Here is a 21,429-nt window from a genome sequence, read left to right as displayed (position 1 = left end):
TGTCGTAGGCCGGGCAGGCGGGCTGTGGGCCGGGCGGCGAGAAGGTCGGCCCGGGCGGCACGGATCCGCGCCGCCCACGGCGTGACCGACAGCCCGGGCGCGGCCGACGCTCCGGTGTCCTGGGTCGGAAAGGCCATCGCCGGTCCGCCCGGGTGGGGCTCAGCTGTCGAAGTCGACGGTCAGGGCGTCGGACACCGGGAACGTCTGGCAGGTCAGGACGTAGCCGGCGTCGACCTCGGAGGGCTCCAGCGCGTAGTTGCGGCGCATGTCGGCCTCGCCGTCGGTGACCAGGGCGCGGCAGGTTCCGCACACGCCGCCCTTGCAGGCGAACGGCATGTCCGGGCGTACCCGTGTCGCCCCGTCCAGGATCGTCGTCTCGCGGGAGAGCGGGGACGTGGTGGAGCGGCCGTCGAGCGTGATGGTGACCTGGCTGACCGGGCCGTCGCCGGTGGCGTCCTCGTGGCGGACCGTGCGGATCGGCTCGTCGTCGGCGAAGAACAGTTCCTGGTGGACGCGGTCCGCCGGGACACCGAGGTCCCCGAGCAGCTTCTGCGCGTCGCGGACCATGCCGTGCGGACCGCACAGCCACCAGTGGTCCGCGCCCTTCACGTCGACGAGCCCCTCGATCAGCGCGGCCAGACGCTCGGCGTCCAGACGCCCCGACAGCAGTTCGGCCTCGCGCGGCTCCCGGGACAGGACGTGCCCGAGCTGGAAGCGCGTGGGGTAGAGGTCCTTCAGGTCGGCGAGCTCGTCGGCGAACATCACCGTGTCGGTGCGGCGGTTGCCGTAGAAGAGGGTGACCCGGGAGCGGGAGTCGGCGGCCAGGACGGACTCGGCGATGGACATCATCGGGGTGATGCCGGAGCCCGCGGCGATCAGCACGTGGTGCCCCGGTTCGGCGAGGTCGGGGGTGAAGGCGCCGGTGGGGGCCATCACCTCGACGGTGTCGCCGGGGCGGACCTCGTCGACCAGCCAGGAGGAGAACAGCCCGCCGGGCACCACGCGCACGCCGATGCGGGGGCGGTCGCCGACGGGGGAGCAGATGGAGTAAGAGCGGCGCTCGTCGCGCCCGTCGACCTCGCGGCGCAGGGTGAGCGACTGGCCCGGACGGTAGACGAACTCCCGCGCCAGCTCCTCGGGCACGTCGAAGCTGATGGCGGCCGCGTCCGCGCACAGCGGCTGCACCGCGGCGACCCGCAGCGGGTGGAAGGCCGGACGGCGGCGCCGCGCGGGGGCGGCGGACACGTCGGTCTCCGTCGGGGTGGTCGGGGCCATCAGATCTCCTTGACGTACTCGAACGGCTCCAGGCAACTGCGGCAGCGCCACAGTGCCTTGCAGGAGGTGGCGGCGAAGCGGGACGTCTCCTCGGTGTCCGACGAACCGCAGCGCGGGCACGCCACCGCGCGCCGGGTGGTGGACAGCTCAAGCGGCACGGCCCCGCCGGTGCGCCGGGGCGCGCTGCCGGGAGGGGCGATGCCCGCCTCGGTGAGCTTGCGCCGGCCCTCCGCGGTGATCCAGTCCGTCGTCCACGGCGGGTCGAGGACGGTACGGATCTCCACCTGCGCGAAACCGGCCGCGCGCAGCCGCGCGTCCACATCCGCGCGCATCTCCGCCATCGCCGGACAGCCGGAGTAGGTGGGGGTCAGACCGGCGACGACCGTGCCGTCCGGCCGCATCTCGACGGTGCGCAGCACACCGAGGTCGGCCAGGGTGAGCATGGGCAGCTCCGGGTCCGGGACCTGCTCGGCCACGTGCCGCGCGCGCCGCTCGTCCAGTGCGCTCACCATGTCGCCTCCGGATGCGCGCGGGCCACTATCTGCAACTCCTCCAGCAGCGGGGCCAGATGCTCGGTGTGGTCGCCCTCCCGGCCCTGACCGGGCAGCGCCTCGGCCTCGGCCGGCTCGAGACCGGCGGCGTCGAGGACCTGCCCGAGCACGGCCGTCGTCTCCTCCCGTACCTCGGCCGGGTCGACGCCGAACCCCGGTCGCGGCGCGAAGAGTTCGTCCGTGTACGGGGCGACGGCGGCCAGCGCGGCCCGCATCCGCCGGTGGGACTCCTCCGTGCCGTCGCCCAGGCGCACCACCCAGTCCGCCGCGAACTGCCGGTGGTAGGCGAGCTCGTTGACGCCCTTGGCGGCGATCGCCCTCAGGACCGGGTCCTGCGTGGTGGCGGCGAGCCGCTGGAAGACGGCCAGACGCCAGCAGGACAGCACCAGCAGCCGGGTGACGGAGAACGCGAAGTCGCCGTTGGGGAGTTCGGCGAGCCGGACGTTGCGGAAGTCCGCCGCGTCCCGGAAGTAGGCGTAGGCGTCCTCGCCCCGGCCGCTGCCGTCGGCCTGGCCGGCACGGGCGTACAGCAGCCGTGCCTGGCCGAGCAGGTCGAGGCCGATGTTGGCCAGGGCGACCTCCTCCTCCAGCTCCGGGGCCCGCGTGCACCACTCGGCCAGGCGCTGCGCGCCGACCAGGGCGTCGTCCCCGAGGGCGAGGCAGTACGCGGCCAGCTCGGCGGGCTCGACCGAGTCCGGCACGGTGGTGTCGACACCGTGCAGCGGGTCCTCGAAACCGGTGCCGAAGGCCCAGCGGGCGTCCGACTCCCCGTGGTCCTCGGCCAGGGACAGGTAGACGTGGTCGTCGGTGACGTCGCTCATGTCCGTCCTGCTCCTAGATGTGGGGGACATCGTCGGGGATGTCGTAGAAGGTGGGGTGCCGGTAGACCTTGTCGGCGCTGGGCGCGAAGAAGGGGTCCTTCTCGTCGCGGGTGGAGGCGGCGATGTGCTCCGAGCGCACCACCCAGATGCTCACGCCCTCGTTGCGCCGGGTGTACAGGTCGCGGGCGTGGCTGAGCGCCATGGCGTCGTCGGCCGCGTGCAGCGAGCCGACGTGCACGTGGTTCAGGCCGCGCTTGCCGCGGACGAACACCTCGTACAGCGGCCAGCTGTCCTTCGTACCCTCGGTGTTGCTCATGCCGCCGTTCCTTCCTCGTTGTTCAGGGCGTCGCGGGTGTCCCCGATCCTGGCGGCCCGCTTGGCCGCGTGCGCGGACGCCGCCTCGCGCACCCAGGCGCCGTCCTCGTGCGCGGCCCTCCGCCGTGCCACGCGCTGCTCGTTGCAGGGGCCGTCGCCGCTGATCACGCGCTTGAGCTCGGACCAGTCGGGGGTGCCGAAGTCGTGGTGGCCGCGCTCCTCGTTCCAGCGCAGCTCGGGGTCGGGCAGGGTGACGCCCAGCTTCTCGGCCTGCGGGACGGTCATGTCGACGAAGCGCCGGCGCAGTTCGTCGTTGCTGTGCCGCTTGATCTTCCAGGCCATCGAGGCGGCGGAGTTGGGGGAGTCGCCGTCGGGCGGGCCGAACATCATCAGGGACGGCCACCACCAGCGGTTCACCGCGTCCTGCACCATCTCGCGCTGGGCTTCGGTGCCGCGCATCATCGTCATCAGCAGCTCGTAGCCCTGCCGCTGGTGGAACGACTCCTCCTTGCAGATCCGCACCATGGAGCGGGCGTAGGGGCCGTACGAACTGCGGCACAGCGGCACCTGGTTGCAGATCGCCGCGCCGTCGACGAACCAGCCGATCACGCCGACGTCCGCGAAGGTCGGCGTCGGGTAGTTGAAGATCGACGAGTACTTCTGCCGGCCCTCGATGAGGCGCTCGGTGAGGTCCGCGCGGTCGGCGCCCAGGGTCTCGGCCGCCGAGTACAGGTACAGGCCGTGCCCGGCCTCGTCCTGGACCTTCGCGAAGAGGATGGCCTTGCGGCGCAGCGAGGGGGCCCGGGTGATCCATTCACCCTCGGGCTGCATCCCGATGATCTCCGAGTGGGCGTGCTGCGCGATCTGGCGGATCAGCGTCTTCCGGTAGCCCTCGGGCATCCAGTCCCGGGGCTCGATCCGCTGGTCCTTCGCGATCGTCGCGTCGAACTGCTCCTGGAGCCGCTGCTCCGCGCTGTCGCCGCTCGACACTGCGCCGTGTGACGTGGTCATCGATACCAGCTTCCCTACCGACCATTCGTTCGGGTAATAGTCTGTCGAATTTTCCCGGCCCAGGCAACCCCCGGATCCGGGACCGTCCTGTCTCAGCAGCCCCGTCTCAGCAGCCCCGTCTCAGCGGCCCTCGAAGGACGGCTTCTCCTTGGCGAGGAAGGACCGTACGGCGCCGCGGTGGTCCTCGGTGGCGCCGAGCCGTATCTGGGCCGCGGCCTCACGCTCCAGTACCTCGCTCAGCCCCGGCCCGGTCGCCGCGTGTCGCAGCAACGCCTTGACCTCGCCGTACGCGGCCGTGGGCCCCGCCGCGAGCCGCCGGGCCAGCGCCAGCCCCTCGGCCGCCGCCTGCCCGTCGGGCACGACCCGGTGCACCAGCCCCAGCTCCTGTGCGACACCGGCGTCCAAGGGGTCGCCGAGCAGCATCAGGTAGCCGGCGAGTGACGGCCCGACCGCCCGGGACAGCGACAGGCTCATACCGCTGTCGGCGGCCAGCCCGATCCCGGTGAAGGCGGTCGCGAAGCGCGCGCCTTCCGACGCCACCCGCACATCGGCGCACAGCGCGAGCCCCAGCCCGGCCCCGACGCACGCGCCCTCGACCGCCGCGACCACCGGCACGGACAGCGCGTGCAGCGCCTCCACCAGCGGGTTGTACTCCTCCCGTACCACGGCGAACGCCGACTCCGGGCCGCGTTCGAGCGCCTCGGCGTGCTCCTTGAGGTCCTGCCCGACGCAGAAGTTCCGGCCCTGGGCGGTCAGCAGCACGGCGCGCACCCGCTCGCCGTCCCCGTCACCGGCCGCCCGGCGCACGGCGGCCAGCAGCCCGGACCGCAGGGCCGCGTCGAGCGCGTTGCCCGCGGCGGGCCTGCGCAGTTCGACGACCGCGACGCCGTCCTCGACGCCGTATCCGACACTCTGCCCCGCCGCGTCGGGCGAGGCCGCCTCCGGCGGGGTCACTGCCATGTGTAGAACCCCTGTCCCGACTTGCGTCCCAGTTCTCCCCTGGCGACCTTGTCGCGCAGCAGCTGCGGCGGGGCGAACCGCTCCCCGAGCGTGCCGTGCAGGTACTCGGCGATGGCCAGCCGGACGTCGAGACCGACCAGGTCGGTCAGGCGCAGCGGGCCCATGGGGTGCTTGTAGCCGAGGCTCATCGCGTCGTCGATCGCCTCCGGCTCGGCCACGCCCTCCTCGACCATGCGGATCGCCTCCAGGCCGAGCGCCAGGCCGAGACGGCTGCTGGCGAAGCCGGGGGAGTCCTTGACGACGACGTCCTTCTTGCCCAGCGCGTGGGTCCAGCCGAGCGCGGCCCGCACGACCTCGGGCGAGGTCTCCGGCGCCACGACGATCTCGATCAGCTCGGAGGCGGGCACCGGGTTGAAGAAGTGCATGCCCAGGAAACGGCCCGGCACCTTCAGCGCCGAGGCCAGTTCGGTGACCGACAGGGAGCTGGTGTTGGTGGCCAGCACGGTCGTGGCGTCCACCGCCGCCTCGGCCGCGGCGAGCAGCCCGGCCTTCAGCGCCGCGTTCTCGGGCACGGCCTCGACGACCAGTTCGGTGCCCGGCGCGAGACCGTCCACGGACTCGACGGCCGTGACCCGGGCGAGCACCTGCTCGGCGGGCTCGGCCAGCCGGCCGCGCTCGGCGGCCCGCCGCAGCCCGGTGGCGACCCGCTCCACGGCGGCGGCCGCGGCCTGCGCGCCGCTCTCCACGACGGTCACCGACGAGCCGGCGGCCGCGAACGACTGCGCGACACCGGCCCCCATCCGGCCACCGCCGATCACCCCGACGACGGCGGGCACGGTCGGACTGCTCATGCCTTGCTCCTGTTCCTCTTCTCCAGGAAACGCGTCATGCGGTCCTGCTTGTCCTGTCCCTCGAAGAGCACGGCCTGCGCCAGGTCGTCGGCGACCGGGTGCGCGCCCGGCGCGTCGACGACGAGCTTCGTCAGACGCAGCGCGGTGGCCGAGGACCGCGCCATGCGGTCCAGCAGCGCGTGCGCCTCGTCCAGCAGCTTCTCCGCGGGTACGACGTCGATGACCAGACCCGCGGCCAGCGCCGCCCGGGCGTCCAGGTTCCGCCCGGCGAGCAGCACCTGCTTGGCGACCGACTCGCCGACCAGCTCGGGAAGGCGCCAGCACGCCCCGGCCGCCGCCAGGATGCCGAGCCCCGGCTCCGGATTGCCGAAGACGGCGTCGGGTCCCGCGATACGGATGTCGCAGGCGTACGACAGCTCCGCCCCGCCGCCCAGCGCCCAGCCGTCGACGGCGGCCACGGTCGGCATGGGCAGCCTGCGCACCCGCTCGAACAGGCGGCTGTTGATCCCCTGGAGCGCCTCGTCCCGGCCCCGCCGCAGCAGCTCGGCGATGTCCGCGCCGCCCGCGAACACGTTGCCGTGTCCGGTGAGCAGCAGCAGCTTCGGGTCGTCCTCCAGCAGGTCGCACACCGCGTGCAGTTCACGGATCATGAGCCCGCTGATCGCGTTGCGCGCCTCGGGGCGGTGCAGGGTCACCACGACCCGGTCCTCGCGCTCCTCGACGAGCAGCGTCTCGTACGCGTCCCGGTTCACACCCGCTCCACCAGCATCGCCACGCCCTGGCCCACGCCGACGCACAGCGTCGCCAGGCCCCGGCGGGCGTCCTCGCGCTCCAGGCGGCCGAGCAGCGTGAGCAGGATGCGGGCGCCCGAGCAGCCCAGCGGATGGCCGAGCGCGATGGCGCCGCCGTCGGCGTTGACCCGGTCCTCGTCGAGCTTGAGCCGGCGCACCACGGCCAGCGCCTGCGCCGCGAACGCCTCGTTGAGTTCGACGGCGTCCAGGTCGGCGGTCTGCCAGCCGGCGCGGGCCAGCGCCTTCTGCGTGGCGGGAACCGGGCCGAGGCCCATGAGGTTGGGCTGCACGCCGGCCGAGGCGGAGGTGACGACGCGGGCGCGCGGGGTGAGTCCGTACCGGTCCACGGCCGCCGCGCTCGCCACGACCAGCGCCGCCGCCCCGTCGGACAGCGGGGAGGACGAGCCCGCGGTGACGATGCCGTCCTTGCGGAAGATGGTGCGCAGGGAGCCCAGTTTCTCGAGCGTCGTCGACGGGCGCGGGCCCTCGTCGCGCTCCACCAGGCCGTCCTTCACCGGCACGGGGACGATCTCGCGGTCGAAGTGCCCGGCCTCCTGCGCGGCGACGGCCCGCCGGTGGCTGCGCAGCGCGAAGGCGTCGGAGTCGGCGCGGGTGATGCCGTCGAGGGCGGCGACCTCCTCGGCCGTCTCACCCATAGACAGGGTCGTCCGCACCGTGTCCGGACCGGCCCCGGCGGGCACCGCGCGGTCGGCGGCGGCGAAACGCGGGTTGGTGAAGCGCCAGCCCAGGGACGTGTCGTGCAGCTCGCCCGGCTTCGCCCACGGGGTGCCAGGCTTCGCCATCACCCACGGGGCGCGGGTCATCGACTCCACGCCGCCCGCGACGACCAGGTCGGCCTCGCCGGACCGGATCGCCTGGGCCGCCGAGGCGACCGCGGTCAGGCCGGAGGCGCACAGCCGGTTGACGGTGTAGCCGGGCACGGTGTGCGGGAGCCCGGCGAGCAGGACGGCCATGCGCGCCACGTCGCGGTTGTCCTCGCCGGCCTGGTTGGCGGCGCCCAGGATCACCTCGTCGACGGCCTCGGCCGGGATCGCGGCGCGGTGCACGGCCTCGCCGACCACCAGGGCCGCCAGGTCGTCGGGGCGTACGGAGGCCAGGGCGCCGCCGTAGCGGCCCTGCGGGGTGCGGGCCCCGTCGATCAGGTAGACCTCGTCAGGCATGGGTGCTCTCCTCGATGGCGACGGGTCGGCGCGACTGGAGCGTCGCGAAGCGGCCGGTGACGAACGCGGGGTCGGACAGGGTGGCGCTGGCCGCGGGGTTGGCGGCGCTGCCGTGGAAGTCGCTGAAGGCCGCGGACTGGTTGACGAAGACGCCGCCGGTGAGGTTCTCCGACAGGTGCACCCCCGCGTCCAGGGCCGCCGACTCGGCGGCGGCCAGGACCTCCTCGCTCGTGGAGTGCACGGCGGCGGTCAGCGCGCCGTGGGCGCGCACCGTCTCACGGAGGATCCGCAGGCTGTGCTCGGTGGAGTCGGTGGCGATGACGAAGGAGACGGGCCCGAACCACTCGCGGGTGTACGTCTCCTCGTCGGCCTCTGCGTCCAGGCGCGCCACCAGCGGCGTACGGACGGTGGCCTGCGGGAAGTCGGGGTGCTCCACCGGCTGCGAGGCGTGCGCCGTGGCCCCCAGCGCCGCCGCCTTCTCCAGCCGGTCGAGCACGCCGTGGTTGACGACGGCGCCGAGCGTGCCGGCCGCGCGGGCCGGGTCGCCGAGGAGCTTGTCCAGCGCGGCGCCCAGGTCGGCGGCGAACTCGTCGGCGCTCCTGACGCCCTGGTCGGTGGTGATGCCGGCCCGGGGGATCAGCAGATTCTGCGGGGTGGTGCACATCTGCCCGCTGTACAGGGACAGCGAGAAGGCGAGATTGCCCAGCAGCCCGCGGTAGTCGTCGGTGGAGTCCAGGACGACCGTGTTCAGACCCGCCTTCTCGGTGTACACGGCGGCCTGGCGCGCGTTGGTCTCCAGCCAGTCGCCGAACTCCGTGGAGCCGGTGAAGTCGATGATGCGCACGTCCGGGTGGAGCGCCAGCAGGGCCGCGGTCCGCTCGCCGGGCTCCTCGGCGGCCAGGATCACGAGATTCGGGTCGAAGCCGGCCTCCGCGAGGACCTCGCGGGCGGTGCGCACGGTGAGCGCCAGCGGCAGTACGGCGCCCGGGTGCGGCTTGATCACCACGGGGTTGCCGGTGACCAGGCTGGCGAACAGGCCCGGATAGCTGTTCCAGGTGGGGAAGGTGTTGCAGGCGATCAGCAGTGAGACACCGCGTCCGACCGGCGTGAACTTCTTGTCCATCACCAGATCCCCGCCCTTGCGCCGGGGCTTGGTCCAGCGCGCGGAGCGCGGGTGGCGCCGCTGCTCGGCCCAGGCGTAGGCGACGGCCTCGAGGCCGCGGTCCTGCGCGTGCGGGCCGCCCGCCTGGAACGCCATGACGAAGGCCTGTCCGGTGGTGTGCTGCACGGCGTGCGCGTTCTCGAAGCCGGCCGCGTTGAGCCGGGCCAGGATCTCGGCGGCGACACCGGCGCGTACGTCCGGGCCCGCGTCGCGCCAGGGGGCCGTGGCGGCCTTGGCGGCGGCCACCGCCTCCTCGGGTGAGACCCGGGGGTAGCCGATGCCGAGGTCGAAGCCGTAGGGGGAGGTCTCGGTGGCCCGCACGGTTCCGTCCCCGGGGTGCCCGGGCAGCTCGAACGGCTTGCCCAGCTGGTCCCGGAAAGCGGCCTCACCGAGCTTCGGGGCCTCCTCGCCGTACACCGACTTGCTGGGCGACTCCGGGTAGGGACTCCAGTGGTCCCGGCTCCCGGTGGCCGCGACCGCCGTCTCCAGCAGCTCTCGGTGGCGGGCGAAGAAGTCGACGGGCTCGGGAGTGGTGTGGGGCATGCGGTCCACCTCTTGACAGGCAGTGGTGATGCTTGATTACTTGGCTTTGCCGACGCTAACCGAATGTTCGGTCGGTACACAAGGTGGTGGAAAACGTGACGCAGGCCACTGACGTCGATCCCGGCCCGGTCGAGACGATGTTCGCCGCGGACCTGGCTTCCCGGAATCTCGGCATCGAGCTGACGCACCACGGCGAAGGAACCGCCGAGGTGCGGATGACCGTGACGCCGGCGATGGTCAACGGGCACGGGATCGCCCACGGCGGCTATCTCTTCCTGCTCGCCGACACGGCGTTCGCCTGCGCCTGCAACAGCCACGGGCCCGTGACGGTCGCGGCGGCGGCCGACATCGTCTTCATCGCGCCGGCCCACGAGGGCGACGTCCTGGTGGCGACGGCCTGCGAGCGCACCCGGTACGGCCGCAGCGGGATCTACGACGTGAGCGTCCGGCGCATCGACGACAGCCCGCGCGAAGCGCGGTCCGCCGAGGGCGAGGTGATCGCCGAGTTCCGCGGGCGCAGCCGCAGCCTACGAAGCGAGAAGACGAAGGAGTCGCAATGAGCAGCGAAGTCACGGCCCCGGTGGATCAGGGGCCCCGGCTGGGACAGCCCCTCCCGGACGAGCTGCTGGACAGCGGCGAGCGCCTGACCCGCGAGCAGCTCCACGATGTGCAGCTCGGCCGGCTTCGCGCGACCCTCCGCCACGCCTACGACAACGTCGAGCTGTACCGCAGGAAGTTCGACGAGGCCGGCGTGACGCCCGACGACTGCCGCTCCCTCGGGGACCTGGCCCGCTTCCCCTTCACCACCAAGGCCGACCTGCGCGAGACGTACCCCTTCGGGATGTTCGCCGTCCCCATGTCCGAGGTCCGGCGCATCCACGCCTCCAGCGGCACCACCGGCCTCCCCACCGTGGTCGGCTACACCGAGAACGACCTGTCGACCTGGGCCGACCTCATCGCCCGCTCCATCCGTGCCGCGGGCGGCCGGCGCGGCCACAAGGTCCACATCTCCTACGGCTACGGCCTGTTCACCGGCGGCCTCGGCGCGCACTACGGGGCCGAGCGCGCCGGATGCACCGTGATCCCCGCCTCCGGCGGCATGACCGCGCGCCAGGTGCAGATCATCCGGGACTTCGAACCCGAGATCATCATGGTCACGCCCTCCTACATGCTGACCCTGCTCGACGAGTTCGAGCGGCAGGGCGTGGACCCGCGTACCAGCTCACTGAAGGTCGGCATCTTCGGCGCCGAGCCCTGGACGGAGGCGATGCGGCGCGAGATCGAGGAGCGCATGGACATCCACGCCGTCGACATCTACGGCCTGTCGGAGGTCATGGGCCCGGGTGTGGCGCAGGAGTGCGTGGACACCAAGGACGGACTGCACATCTGGGAGGACCACTTCTGTCCCGAGGTCGTCGACCCGATCACCGGTGAGGTGCTGCCCGACGGCGAGAGCGGCGAGCTGGTGTTCACCTCGCTGACGAAGGAAGCCCTGCCGATCATCCGGTACCGCACGCGTGACCTCACCCGCCTGCTGCCCGGCACCGCGCGGCCCGCCTTCCGCCGTATGGAGAAGATCACCGGCCGCAGCGACGACATGATCATCCTGCGGGGGGTGAACGTCTTCCCGAGCCAGATCGAGGAGGTCGTGCTGCGGGTGCCCGGCGTCGCCCCGCACTTCCAGATCCAGTTGACCCAGCGCGGCCGCATGGATCACATGACGGTCCACATCGAGGCCCGCCCCGGCGTCGGACCGGAGCAGCGCGAGACGGCCGCCAGGGCCATCTCCAAGGGTGTGAAGGACTCGGTCGGCATCAGCGTCGAGGTGCTGGTGGTCGAGCCGGAGAGCCTGGAGCGCTCGGTGGGCAAGATCCGCCGGGTCCGGGACCTGCGCAAGGGATGAGCCCCGGTTCGGCTTTGCTGACGCGAAGTCGACGATGAGGCAGATTCCGGCCGCCCGGCGTCGGAGCCGTGCGGCCGGTGGCCGGTGGGCTCAGCCCTTGTGCTTGCCCAGCTTGTCCACGGCGTCCTGGGCCTTGTCGACGACGGTGTCGATCGTGCCGCTGTGCTTGCCGCCGGTCTTGCCGTCGACGAACTCGCCGACCTTCTCCAGGCCGTCGGAGATCTTGTCGCCGTGGGCTTCGGCGATGCCCTCGACCTTGCCCTTCAGGCTCTTCAACTGGTCGAACATGCGCGTGGCGCTCCTCTACGGGGCTGTAGTAGTCCGGGCCCTCATGATCTCATGACGCGGGCCCGATGCGCCGGGGGAACGGTCAGGCCGGGTGCGGACAGGCCCGGATGCGAGACCGCGCCCGCTGCGGCAGGATCGGTACCCGGGGGGACGGGCGGACACGCGCCGTGCGCGGTCCACGCCCGACCGGTGCCTCGGCGTGTCCGAGCTGGGGGGCAACGCCCGTCCTGGCGTTCTCAGCGGAGCACTTCCATGTTGACGAATCGCATTCTGTACCGTCCCTCCCGTGCCACGGAGCCGGTGGCACAGCACACCGGAGTGGTCAAGGGGGCCGCCGCCGACTGCGGTCTGCTGCTCATCAGGCTCACCTTCGGTCTGCTGATGGCCGGGCACGGCGCGCAGAAACTCTTCGGGCTCTTCGGGGGGAGCGGTCTGACCGCGACCGGTCAGGGGTTCACCGCCCTCGGCTACCGCCCGGGAAAGCTGTTCGCCGCGATCGCTGGTCTCTCGGAGTTCCTGGGCGGCCTCGGCCTCGCCCTCGGGCTGCTGACCCCGCTCGCGGCCGCCGCCCTGATCGGCGTCATGATCAACGCGATGGTGACCGTCACCGGCGCCCACGGCCTCTGGGAGACGGACGGTGGTGTGGAATACAACGTCGGCATCGCCGTCGTCGCCCTGGGGATCGCCGCCATCGGGCCGGGCCGGCTGGCCGTCGACCGGTTCTTCCGATGGGGCTTCGGCGGCTGGCGGGAGGCGGCAGTAGCCCTGGGCCTTGGCGGCGCGGGCGCCGCGGTCGCGCTCGCTCTCTGACGCCGCGGCAGTTTCACGTCGGCGTCACGGCAGACGGTCAGAAGCCGGGGGCGAAGCCGACGAAGAACCACAGAGCGGCTGTGTACCACATCAGCGCGATAGCGGTGACCAGGGCGCCGCCGGCCACCGGAAGCGCCCAACCGGGCAGTCGGCGGCTGTGCACCACCAGCACCTTGGCGACGAACGCGCCGTACAGGACGCAGCCCGTGATGGAGTGCACCGCCGCCCGGCTGCTCGTGAACTTCACTCCGTAGGCGGTGATGCAGTGGTAGGCGATGGGCAGCGAGAGCAGAAAGGCGAGGAGGCCGATGAGCCGGTGTGCGGGGTGCACCCGGCGCGGCGCGGCCCCCGCTCCCGGTAGGCGCCGGTACATCCACAGCCCGAGCAGCAGTTGGACGACTGCGAGTGCCATCAGAGCGCTGCCCAGGCGCGCCTTGAGATCGTAGACACCGACGCCGTGCCGCCCGAACAGGCCGCTGGTGTAGTCGGGTGTGTGCGTGCGGCCGAACGCGTACAGCCCGACCGCGACCGCGACCGGCAGCAGAGCGGCCAGAAGGACCGCCACCGTTCGTGCGGGACGCCGCGTCGGCGCGCCCGTGTGCCCGGTCATCGGTCCCCGGTCAATCGGGTCATGAGCGCTCCATTGGTGTCGGACGGCGCATCCGGGCAGCCGCGGGACACGACCTCGGCGGACCTCTTCTCCCAGTTGGCCCCGGGCGTTCGGGTCCTGTCCACTCGGACTGGTCCGCCCGGGCAGTCGCTGCTCCGGTGCCCGCCTTCGTGCGACCGGTCCACGGCACCGGGCAGAATGGGGGTGATCACCAACCCCCAGGAGACGAACGACCCATGGAATTCCGCGATGACGTGGATCTTGATGCTTCTCAGGTCGATGACCTCGGCAGCAGCGGCGGTGGCATTCCCGGAGGAGGGCTCACCATCGGCGGCGGCGTCATCGGCGTCGTCGTCCTGGTCGCCGCGCTGCTCCTGGGCGTCAACCCGGCGAGTCTCCTGAACGGCGGCGGCTCGAACTCCGCCGCCTCGCAGCCGGGCGAGAACCTGAAGGAGAAGTGCCGCAAGGGCAGCAACGCCAACGAGTTGGAGAAGTGCCGCGTGGTGGGTGTGGTCAACAGCATCCAGCGCTACTGGCAGGGCGCACTTCCCGAGCACTTCCAGCAGACGTACAGCAAGGCCGGAACCAAACTGGTCTCCGGCAGCTGGAACACGGGGTGCGGCCGGGCCACCTCTGCCATGGGCCCGTTCTACTGCCCGGCCGATCGCGGCGTCTACCTCGACCTCGGCTTCTTCCGCGATCTGGAGGACCGGTTCGGCGCCAAGGGCGGTCCCTTCGCGCAGGCGTACGTCATCGGCCACGAGTACGGGCACCACGTGCAGAACCTGCTGGGCACCATGAACCGCGCCGGCCGCGACCGCACGGGAGCCGACAGCGGCTCGGTCCGGCTGGAACTCCAGGCCGACTGCTACGCCGGGGTCTGGGCCAAGAACGCCGTCACCACCGGCTTCTTCGAAAAGCCTTTCACCGACTCCGACATCCGTGAGGCCCTCGACGCCGCGGAGGCCGTCGGCGACGACCGCATCCAGGAACGCACCCAGGGCCGCGTCGACCCGGAGGGCTGGACCCACGGCAGCTCGCAGCAGCGGGTCCACTGGTTCACCACCGGGTACACCACGGGCTCCCCGGCCCGGTGCGACACCTTCACCGGCGCCATCTGACCATGTGACGAAGGCCCCGACCGGGTTTCCCGGCCGGGGCCTTCGTCGTGTCCACGGCCCCGCCGCAACATCGGGTGCCACCGGCCGTACCTGTCGATGTCACCAGCCGTTCCCACCGTGTTGGCGGCAGGGGCCCAGCATGGGCGCCGCTCGAACACGCTTCGCACGTACCGACGGCAGGAGTTCGGACATGGGCCACGGCCACAGTCACGCCCACGGGCATCACCACGACCACGCGCAGGGTACGGGCGGCGGATCCCTGCCACCGGCGCTCGACCTCGACATCCCCGACGCCGAGTTGACGCCCGATCAGCTCTCCCGCCGGTCCATGCTCCGCCGCACCGGTCTGCTCGGCGCGGGACTGGCGGCGGGCAGCGTGCTCGCAGGCGCCGGACAGGCGGCCGCGTCCCAGTCCCAGGGCCACCAGGGCCAGAACCAGAACCAGCCGTCCTCCCGGCCCGCCCGCTCCGGGGGCTATCTGTGGCTGGCCGGCGACCACCACATCCACACCCAGTACAGCTCCGACGGCAAGTACCGGGTCGTCGACCACGTGCGCCAGGCCAACGCGCACGGCCTGGACTGGATGGTCATCACCGACCACGGCAGCGAGCAGCACGCCAAGATCGGCGTGGAGAAGGTCAACCCGGACATCGTCGCCGCCCGCGGGAAGATCAGGGACACGCTCGTCTTCCAGGGCCTGGAGTGGAACATCCCGGCCGCCGAGCACGGCACCGTCTTCGTCCACCCCGGCAGCAACGAGGTCGCCGTGCTGAAGGAGTTCGAGAACTCCTTCGACGGGGCCGTGAAGAAGGCCACCGCCTCCACCCCCGCCAACGAGGCGCTCGCCATCGCGGGTGTCGACTTCCTCGCCGAGCAGGTCAAGCGCCGCAAGGTCAAGGACGCCCTGTTCCTGGCCAACCACCCCGCCCGCAAGGGCATCGACTCCCCGCACGAGATCCGTGCCTGGCGCGACGCGCAGCCGACGATCGCGGTCGGCATGGAGGGCGCCCCCGGCCACCAGGCCGCCGGCCTGCCCGCGCCGAACGGCCCCGGTTCGGGCCGGGGTTACTACGACAACAGCCCCGGCGCCGACTCCTTCTCCGGTTACCCGCTGGAGAGTTACCGCACCTGGGGCGGCTTCGACTGGATGACCGCGACCGTCGGCGGCCTCTGGGACAGCCTGCTGGCCGAGGGCAAGCCGTGGTGGATCACCGCCAACTCCGACTCCCACAGCGTCTACGCCGACTCCTCCGTCCGCGGACCGGGCAGCGACTTCGACGCGAAGGGCCGCTACGAGGACCCCGTCCACGGCGGCGGACCGAACCTGGGCGACGGCGACTTCTGGCCCGGCCAGTACTCCCGCACCCACGTCGGTGCCGCCTCCTTCTCCTACCAGGCGGTCATGGACGGCATCCGCGCCGGCCGCGTCTGGGTCGACCACGGCGGGCTGATCAGCGGCCTCGACGCCCAGCTGCGCTCCGGCGGCAAGGCCGTCACCCTCGGCGACGCGCTGCACGTGCGCCGTGGCAGCCAGGTCGACCTGGTCGTCGAGATCAGCCTCGCGGACGGTCCCAACTGGGCGCAGTTCGTGCCGAAGCTGGCCCGCGTCGACGTGATCCAGGGTGCCGTCACGGGCCGCGTCTCCGACAAGGACGTGTTCATCACCCCGAACACGAAGGTCGTCAAGTCCTTCGAGGTGAACAAGTCCACCGGCTCGGTGCGGCTGACGTACTCCCTCGGCCGCGTGGACAAGCCCGTGTACGTGCGGCTGCGCGGCACCGACGGGAACCGCTCCGCGGTCGGTCTGCGCGGTGCCGCCGTGGACCCGGCCGGACCGGCGATGGACGTGGTCGGCGACGCCGACCCGTGGAAGGACCTGTGGTTCTACTCCAACCCGATGTGGGTCCTGCCCGCATGACCGGTACACCCGGCGGACCCGGCGCCCCCACCGTGATCGGTGTGGACGCCGGGTCGGCGGACCTGCGCGGCGCCGACCACCTCGCCCACGACCTGGTGACGCGGCTCGGACTGCCGGACACCACCGTCGCCTGCACCCACCCGGTCCGAAGCGGCGAGCGACCGCACATCGCGGTCTCCCTGGCGCTGCCGGACGCGGACACCGCGGCCTCGGTGTGGCACCGGCTGGTCACCCTCCTCGCGGAGGCGGACGAGGACAGGCCACCCCCGGGCGCGGCCCTCGGCGCGCTGCGGCACGGTCCGGCGGCGTACGCGGACGGCGCCGCGCTGGCGGCGGCCGAGCAGCACAGCCGCACGCGGGGACGCGCCGTCGTCTACCCCGGTGCAGGGCGTCTCGTCGGCACGGTCCCGCTGAGCCTCCTCCTCCAGCACACCGCCATCGAACGGGTCACGGTCCTCGGAGCGCCGTCCGGCCCCGGCAGCGGCCCGGCACCGGACACCCCGGTCACGACCCGCGATCACGTCCGCCCCCTGTGGCAGGACGGACGGCTCGTGCTGCCGCTCGTGCCCGCCCCGGGCGGCCTCCTCGCCCCCTTCGAGGTGCCCGACCCCACCCCCTGCTGCGCCGATCACGGCTGACGGCCGCGCCGGCCCGCGGCACCCGCCCGGAACAATTCCTTCCGCCTACGCCGGGCCCCAGCGGTCCCAGCAGGTCACAAAGGGTCCGCGGGGCAGTAGGGTCCCGTCCATCGAGCCCCGTGTCGTGGCCGAAGGAGGGGCAACCGTGGATGTCGAGGCGCTTCGTTCATTCCTGGCCGTGGCCAAGCACCGCAGTATCTCCAAGGCCGCCGCGGACTCGTACGTCACGCAGCCGGCGATGAGCCAGCGGCTGCGGCGGCTGGAGGACAGTCTCGGCTTCGCGTTGTTCCAGCGGGGCTGGAAGGGCGCGGTGCTGACCCCGCAGGGCGCGTACTTCCTGCCGTACGCCGCCCAGCTCATGCGGGACCTGTCCAACGCCTCTGCGGTCCTCGGCAAGCAGGACCCGTCCCGGCCGCGGAGCTTCGCCGAGGTGGCCGGTCATCCGCACAAGGTCGTGTTCGGCGTGGACAACTGGCTGTCGGAGCGGTCCGTGCGGGCCGTGGTGAGCAGCGCGCTGGACGTGTACGGGGCGGACGAGTTCCGGGTGACCAGCCGGCCCGCCACGACGGTGATCGACCTGCTGGAACTGAACCAGCTGGACGCCGGGCTGTTCTACTCCACGGAAGCCGACCACCCCTTCCGCACCGACGTCGTCGGCACCGAGGACATGGCGCTCGTCCACCCGCCGGGAACGGTGCTGGAGGAGGTCAGCGCCCCGGCCGTGAAGGCACTGCTGTCCCGCTACCGGTTCGTGCTGTTCGACAATCCCGTGCTGACCCACCACGCGGCGATCACCACCACACTCATCGAGACGTACGAGATCTCCCGCTTCCACGTGGTGGACGACTACCGGACCATGCACGCGCTGATCCGCCTGGGGGAGTGCATCACCGTGGTCCCGGCCGGTGTCCTCCTCGGCGACCGGGGGCAGCGGGCGACGGACCTGCCCTCGTCCCGGCTGCCCGGACTGCTTCCGCAGATCAACGTCACGGTGGGGGTCAGCGACGCGGGCCGTGACCACGGGGTGACCGAGGCGTTCGCCGCGTCCGTCGCGCGATTCCTCGACGAGGACCCGCCCGGTACCCCGGACGGCGGTCTGCCCGGGACGGGGTGACCCGCGCCGACGCGCGGGTCGTCCGCCTCCCGAACAGGTCCTCAGCGCGCGGCGGGGCCGGGCTCCGGCCGCACGCCCGCGGCCGGTGTGACGGCGGCGTCCTCGTGACCGGCACGGCCGGTCTTCTTCGGCGCCGTCTCCTGGAGGAAGGACGCGGCCACCACGCACAGCAGCAGTCCGCCGAGCGCCAGATAGAGGACGGTGTGGATGCCGTGGTGCTGCGCCAGATATCCGGCGACGGACGGGGCCACGCCGCCGCCGAAGATCTCCGCGACACCCATGACGGTGCCGGCCGCGGCGGCCATCAGACCGGCGGGGACGGACTCCACGGTCACGGTCCCGGCGAGCAGGGCCAGACAGCCGTTGGCCCCGAAGGCGACGAAGAACAGCAGCAGGAACAGCAGCGGCACCACCGGTCCCTGGAGGATGAAGCCGATCAGCATGCACATCGCCATCAGCAGCGCCACGACGACCACGGGCTTGCGGCCGAACCTGTCCGACAGCCCCGGAATGACCAGCTGGCCCGCGAAGGCGCCGAACCCGATGCCGGAGGCGATGACGCCCATCTGGCTGGTCCCGATGCCCTGGTGGTCGACCAGGTAGCTCGGCACCATGGCGCTCAGCACGAAGATGCACGTCATCGCGCCGCACAGGGCGAGGATGGCCAGCCGGATGTTCCGGTAGCGGAAGACGTCCAGCCAGCGGGTCTGCCCCTCGGCGGTGGGGGAGACGGCGGATTCGAAGGCCGGCAGCTGATGGGGCTCGCGCACGCTCCGGAAGACGAACCAGGCCAGGACCAGGCCGGGGACCAGCATCAGACCGAAGACCCAGTGCCAGCTCGGCAGGACCCGCAGCAGCTGGGTGGCGATGATCGGGCCCAGGCCGATGCCGAACAGGGCGAACGTGCTCTGCTGCATGCCCATGTTCAGCCCGCGGCGCTCGGGCCGCGACGCCTCCGCCGTGGCGGCCACCGCGGTCGGGGTGAACGCGCCCTCGGTGATGCCCATGATGACCCGCACCATCAGAAGGCTGATGAGCCCGCCGACCATTCCCGTCAGCAGCGAGCAGACCGAGAAGAACACGATCGAGCCGACCAGGATTTTGCGCCGGCCCAGCCGGTCGGAGAGACCGCCCATGAGAAGGGAGGAACATCCCCAGGCGAGACCGAGAACACCGATGATGTTGCCCAGGTCCTGGTAGTCGAGCCCGAGTTCCTTCATCATCGACGGGAAAAGCGGGCTGATGATCCAGCGGTCCAGACCGACGAGGCCGAATCCGAGGGAGAGCAGCACGACCGCCTGGCGTTCGTAGCGGACGTCGTATTCTCTGGGTCTCATGCCGCTCTCCCCTCACGGTTCGCGCGGATTTCCGCGACCAGGTTCTCGGTGGTGAGCACCCGGCCGAAGAACGTGCCGATGGTGTTCTCCGTGGCCGCCTGCGCCTCCTCGCTGCGCGCGCCGGTGGCGTCGCCGACGAAGGCCACCTTGAAGTCGCGCATGTACGCGCCGCGCGCGGTCGAGTCGCAGCAGACCTCGGTGAGGGTGCCGACGATGATCACGGTGTCCACCTCGCGCAGCCCGGAGATGCTGGTCAGCACGTTCTCCAGGTGCGTGTTGTGGAACGCGTCGTAGCGGTGCTTTTCGACGACGACGTCCTCGGCCTCCGGCTTCAGGTCGTCGACGACCTGCGCGCCGAACGTGCCCTTGCGCATGCCCGCGCTCAGCAGTGCCGTGTTGTAGGTGGATTCCAGCGGGGACACATTGAAGGTGTCCAGCAGAATGTGCTGGGTGTAGACGACCGGAATTCCGGCCGCCCGGCACTCGGCGACGACCTCCTGCATCCGGGGTATCCGCCGGCGTGCCATCGGCACTTCCATCGGATATCCCTCGAGAACAAAGTCGTTCTGCATGTCGATCACGAGCAGAGCCGTCTTCTGCGGGTTCACGCGCCACATCGCGTTCAACGGATGAACTCCTCTTGCGTTTCGAATACGGAAGGCCGGAAACATGGCCCGAGGATTGGGCACAGAGCCTAACCGTGAAACGCGCCCTGCCAGTCATAGGAATTCTTTATACCGTCGCGAGGCGGCGCCCGGCCCCGGCGGTCCGGCCGACCGGGGCCGGGCGGCGTCCGTGTCGCCCCTGCCGGGCGGGCGTCCCTACCAGGCCAACGGCAGCTCCAGGGGGAACCGCCTGATCGTCTGCGCGTCCCAGCGCACCTCCTCCGGCGGCACCGCGAGGCGCAGCTCCGGGAAACGCTCCATGAGCCGTCCGATGGCCACTTCGAGTTCGGCCATGGCCAACGGCATCGCGATGCACCGGTGCCCGCCCCAGCCGAACGTCATATGCGGGGCGCTCGGCCGGTCCACGTCGATGTCGTGCGGGTCCGTGTAGCGCTCCGGGTCGCGGTTGGCCGTCAGGTACGACACGTGGACGTAGTCGCCCGCCCGGATCGTCACACCGCCCAGTTCCACGTCCTCCAGGGCCACCCGCGGGATGCCGACCCCCTTGCGGAAGGGGATGTGGCGGAGCAGTTCGTGCAGCACGTCGGTCAGGGTCTCGGGCCGGCTCCTGAGGCGTTTCGCCAGTTCGGGTCGGGTCAGGAGCAGGTACACGATGTCGCTGATCTCGCAGGTCGCCGTGTCCTGGCCGCTGAGCGCCAGCATGAGCGTCATGACCGCCAGTTCCCGGTCGTCGAGCTGCTCCTTGCCGTCCCGCGCCGCGGCCATCGCGCTGATGATGTCGCTGCCCGGCGACTTCCGCCGCTGTGCGACGAGCTCACCGAAGAAGGCCGTCAGTTCCGTCTTGGCGCTCGCCGCGGCCTCCTTGCTGTCCGGGCCGACGACGAGGAGCTGGTGCACGGCCTTCTGGATCCAGGGCCACTCCTCCCGCTCGATGCCGAGGAGGTCGAGGACGGTGTGCTGGGGAAGCGGGTCGGAGAGGTGCCGGATCAGGTCCGCCGGCGGTCCCGCCTTCTCCATGGTGTCCAGCAGATCGTCCGCGAGCCGGACGATCCGGGGGCGCATGGCCTCCACCCGCGGCTGGGTGAAGGCCTGTGACGCCAGATGGCGGACGCGGCTGCTGTACGGCGGGTCCATCACGTTGATCGACTCGGGCGACACGATGGGCTCCGGCGTCATCCGGGGGTAGTCGCGGCCGATGATGGCCGCCCGGCTGAACCGCTGGTCGGTGGTCACCTGCTTGACGCCGTCGAAGTCGGTGACCAGCCAGGCGTCCGCGTCGCCGTAGCTCAGCCGGATCCGGGTGGGGGTGTCGCGGGACATCAGCTTTGCGAGGGAGGGGTCGAACTCCAGGGTCTCGCTGAAGTCGAACGGGCAGACGGCCGTCTCGTTGTCCGTGGTCATCAGTCGGTTCCTTCGGGGCAGGGGATACGACGTCGGTGGTGTCCACGGCCCGGCGAAGGCCCCAGGCGAGCCTCACGGCGCCGCCGGCCGCCCTGTGGGTGACGAGGCGGACCGGCCTTCGCCGGCGATCGACACCGGGCCACCGCGGCGGCCCTTCCGCCGCCGGGCGGTGGGAAGTCGACGGAGGCGGTGGCACCCGGCC

The 21,429-nt window shown here is 71.8% G+C and carries 22 protein-coding genes; 7 read left to right on the top strand and 15 right to left on the bottom strand.

Features of this window, described 5'->3' with window-relative positions:
* Positions 1–159: 159 nt before the first annotated feature.
* The 10 genes from paaE to paaN all read right to left on the bottom strand — a co-directional run bounded on the left by paaE (position 160) and on the right by paaN (position 9,461).
* The gene (paaE, locus tag ACIP4X_RS19105; protein ID WP_358732198.1) at positions 160–1,275 is read right to left on the bottom strand and encodes a 1,2-phenylacetyl-CoA epoxidase subunit PaaE; all 1,116 of its coding nucleotides are present in this window, start codon (positions 1,273–1,275) and stop codon (positions 160–162) included.
* Entirely contained in the window at positions 1,275–1,787 is a 513-nt protein-coding gene (gene paaD, locus ACIP4X_RS19100; RefSeq protein ID WP_358732196.1) for a 1,2-phenylacetyl-CoA epoxidase subunit PaaD, read from the bottom strand. Before paaD ends, paaE begins: the two co-directional genes overlap by 1 nt.
* Positions 1,781–2,647 carry a 1,2-phenylacetyl-CoA epoxidase subunit PaaC gene (gene paaC, locus ACIP4X_RS19095; RefSeq protein ID WP_391455546.1) on the bottom strand — a complete coding sequence of 289 codons (867 nt, stop codon included), beginning with the start codon at positions 2,645–2,647 and terminating at the stop codon, positions 1,781–1,783. The genes paaD and paaC overlap by 7 nt, the downstream gene beginning before the upstream one ends.
* Before the next feature lie 13 nt (positions 2,648–2,660).
* Positions 2,661–2,963, bottom strand: a complete 303-nt coding sequence (paaB, locus tag ACIP4X_RS19090) for a 1,2-phenylacetyl-CoA epoxidase subunit PaaB (RefSeq protein ID WP_225080350.1) — start codon at positions 2,961–2,963, stop codon at positions 2,661–2,663.
* Positions 2,960–3,973 (bottom strand): 1,2-phenylacetyl-CoA epoxidase subunit PaaA, encoded by a 1,014-nt coding sequence (gene paaA, locus ACIP4X_RS19085; RefSeq protein WP_391455548.1) that lies wholly within the window; start codon positions 3,971–3,973, stop codon positions 2,960–2,962. Before paaA ends, paaB begins: the two co-directional genes overlap by 4 nt.
* Positions 3,974–4,093: 120 nt before the next feature.
* Positions 4,094–4,933, bottom strand: coding sequence for an enoyl-CoA hydratase-related protein (locus tag ACIP4X_RS19080; RefSeq protein ID WP_391455550.1), 840 nt, complete (start codon positions 4,931–4,933; stop codon positions 4,094–4,096).
* Positions 4,924–5,784 (bottom strand): 3-hydroxyacyl-CoA dehydrogenase family protein, encoded by an 861-nt coding sequence (locus tag ACIP4X_RS19075; RefSeq protein ID WP_401349531.1) that lies wholly within the window; start codon positions 5,782–5,784, stop codon positions 4,924–4,926. Before ACIP4X_RS19075 ends, ACIP4X_RS19080 begins: the two co-directional genes overlap by 10 nt.
* Positions 5,781–6,536, bottom strand: a complete 756-nt coding sequence (locus ACIP4X_RS19070; protein WP_401349528.1) for an enoyl-CoA hydratase/isomerase family protein — start codon at positions 6,534–6,536, stop codon at positions 5,781–5,783. The genes ACIP4X_RS19075 and ACIP4X_RS19070 overlap by 4 nt, the downstream gene beginning before the upstream one ends.
* Positions 6,533–7,756: a thiolase family protein gene (locus ACIP4X_RS19065; RefSeq protein ID WP_358732184.1), complete on the bottom strand. Its 1,224-nt coding sequence runs from the start codon at positions 7,754–7,756 to the stop codon at positions 6,533–6,535. Before ACIP4X_RS19065 ends, ACIP4X_RS19070 begins: the two co-directional genes overlap by 4 nt.
* Positions 7,749–9,461 carry a phenylacetic acid degradation protein PaaN gene (gene paaN / locus ACIP4X_RS19060; protein ID WP_358732182.1) on the bottom strand — a complete coding sequence of 571 codons (1,713 nt, stop codon included), beginning with the start codon at positions 9,459–9,461 and terminating at the stop codon, positions 7,749–7,751. The genes ACIP4X_RS19065 and paaN overlap by 8 nt, the downstream gene beginning before the upstream one ends.
* A gap of 95 nt (positions 9,462–9,556) precedes the next feature.
* Here paaN and paaI point away from each other — a divergent pair, with 95 nt between their 5' ends.
* Positions 9,557–10,021: a hydroxyphenylacetyl-CoA thioesterase PaaI gene (paaI, locus tag ACIP4X_RS19055; RefSeq protein WP_358732180.1), complete on the top strand. Its 465-nt coding sequence runs from the start codon at positions 9,557–9,559 to the stop codon at positions 10,019–10,021.
* Positions 10,018–11,364, top strand: a complete 1,347-nt coding sequence (gene paaK / locus ACIP4X_RS19050) for a phenylacetate--CoA ligase PaaK (RefSeq protein WP_358732179.1) — start codon at positions 10,018–10,020, stop codon at positions 11,362–11,364. The genes paaI and paaK overlap by 4 nt, the downstream gene beginning before the upstream one ends.
* A gap of 90 nt (positions 11,365–11,454) precedes the next feature.
* Here the strand turns inward: paaK and ACIP4X_RS19045 are convergent, their stop codons facing one another.
* Positions 11,455–11,652 (bottom strand): antitoxin, encoded by a 198-nt coding sequence (locus ACIP4X_RS19045; RefSeq protein ID WP_358732177.1) that lies wholly within the window; start codon positions 11,650–11,652, stop codon positions 11,455–11,457.
* Between the two features lie 252 nt (positions 11,653–11,904).
* On the opposite strand from ACIP4X_RS19045, the gene ACIP4X_RS19040 reads away from it, so the two are divergent.
* Complete coding sequence (locus ACIP4X_RS19040; RefSeq protein WP_358732175.1) at positions 11,905–12,462, top strand: DoxX family protein; 558 nt, start codon at positions 11,905–11,907, stop codon at positions 12,460–12,462.
* A 37-nt stretch (positions 12,463–12,499) separates the two neighbouring features.
* Here ACIP4X_RS19040 and ACIP4X_RS19035 read toward each other — a convergent pair whose 3' ends face one another.
* Positions 12,500–13,072 (bottom strand): DUF6529 family protein, encoded by a 573-nt coding sequence (locus ACIP4X_RS19035; protein ID WP_358732173.1) that lies wholly within the window; start codon positions 13,070–13,072, stop codon positions 12,500–12,502.
* 236 nt (positions 13,073–13,308) lie between these two features.
* Between ACIP4X_RS19035 and ACIP4X_RS19030 the strand changes: the two genes are divergently transcribed.
* The 4 genes from ACIP4X_RS19030 to ACIP4X_RS19015 all read left to right on the top strand — a co-directional run bounded on the left by ACIP4X_RS19030 (position 13,309) and on the right by ACIP4X_RS19015 (position 17,863).
* Positions 13,309–14,193 carry a neutral zinc metallopeptidase gene (locus tag ACIP4X_RS19030; protein WP_358732171.1) on the top strand — a complete coding sequence of 295 codons (885 nt, stop codon included), beginning with the start codon at positions 13,309–13,311 and terminating at the stop codon, positions 14,191–14,193.
* Positions 14,194–14,383: 190 nt separating this feature from the next.
* Positions 14,384–16,111 (top strand): PHP domain-containing protein, encoded by a 1,728-nt coding sequence (locus ACIP4X_RS19025; RefSeq protein WP_358732169.1) that lies wholly within the window; start codon positions 14,384–14,386, stop codon positions 16,109–16,111.
* Complete coding sequence (locus tag ACIP4X_RS19020) at positions 16,108–16,749, top strand: hypothetical protein (protein WP_391455556.1); 642 nt, start codon at positions 16,108–16,110, stop codon at positions 16,747–16,749. The genes ACIP4X_RS19025 and ACIP4X_RS19020 overlap by 4 nt, the downstream gene beginning before the upstream one ends.
* Positions 16,750–16,894: 145 nt before the next feature.
* Positions 16,895–17,863, top strand: a complete 969-nt coding sequence (locus ACIP4X_RS19015; protein WP_358732165.1) for a LysR family transcriptional regulator — start codon at positions 16,895–16,897, stop codon at positions 17,861–17,863.
* A 41-nt stretch (positions 17,864–17,904) separates the two neighbouring features.
* Here ACIP4X_RS19015 and ACIP4X_RS19010 read toward each other — a convergent pair whose 3' ends face one another.
* The 3 genes from ACIP4X_RS19010 to ACIP4X_RS19000 all read right to left on the bottom strand — a co-directional run bounded on the left by ACIP4X_RS19010 (position 17,905) and on the right by ACIP4X_RS19000 (position 21,227).
* The gene (locus tag ACIP4X_RS19010) at positions 17,905–19,200 is read right to left on the bottom strand and encodes an MFS transporter (protein ID WP_391455559.1); all 1,296 of its coding nucleotides are present in this window, start codon (positions 19,198–19,200) and stop codon (positions 17,905–17,907) included.
* Complete coding sequence (locus tag ACIP4X_RS19005) at positions 19,197–19,817, bottom strand: isochorismatase family cysteine hydrolase (RefSeq protein ID WP_358732488.1); 621 nt, start codon at positions 19,815–19,817, stop codon at positions 19,197–19,199. Before ACIP4X_RS19005 ends, ACIP4X_RS19010 begins: the two co-directional genes overlap by 4 nt.
* A 204-nt stretch (positions 19,818–20,021) precedes the next feature.
* Entirely contained in the window at positions 20,022–21,227 is a 1,206-nt protein-coding gene (locus ACIP4X_RS19000) for a cytochrome P450 (RefSeq protein WP_358732161.1), read from the bottom strand.
* Between the last annotated feature and the right edge of the window lie 202 nt (positions 21,228–21,429).

Origin of the sequence: Streptomyces sp. NPDC088817 (genome assembly GCF_044750345.1) — a bacterium.
In the GTDB taxonomy this organism is placed as follows: domain Bacteria; phylum Actinomycetota; class Actinomycetes; order Streptomycetales; family Streptomycetaceae; genus Streptomyces.
Note: the sequence above shows the minus strand (reverse complement) of the source record. Positions and strands in the feature narration are given on the sequence as shown.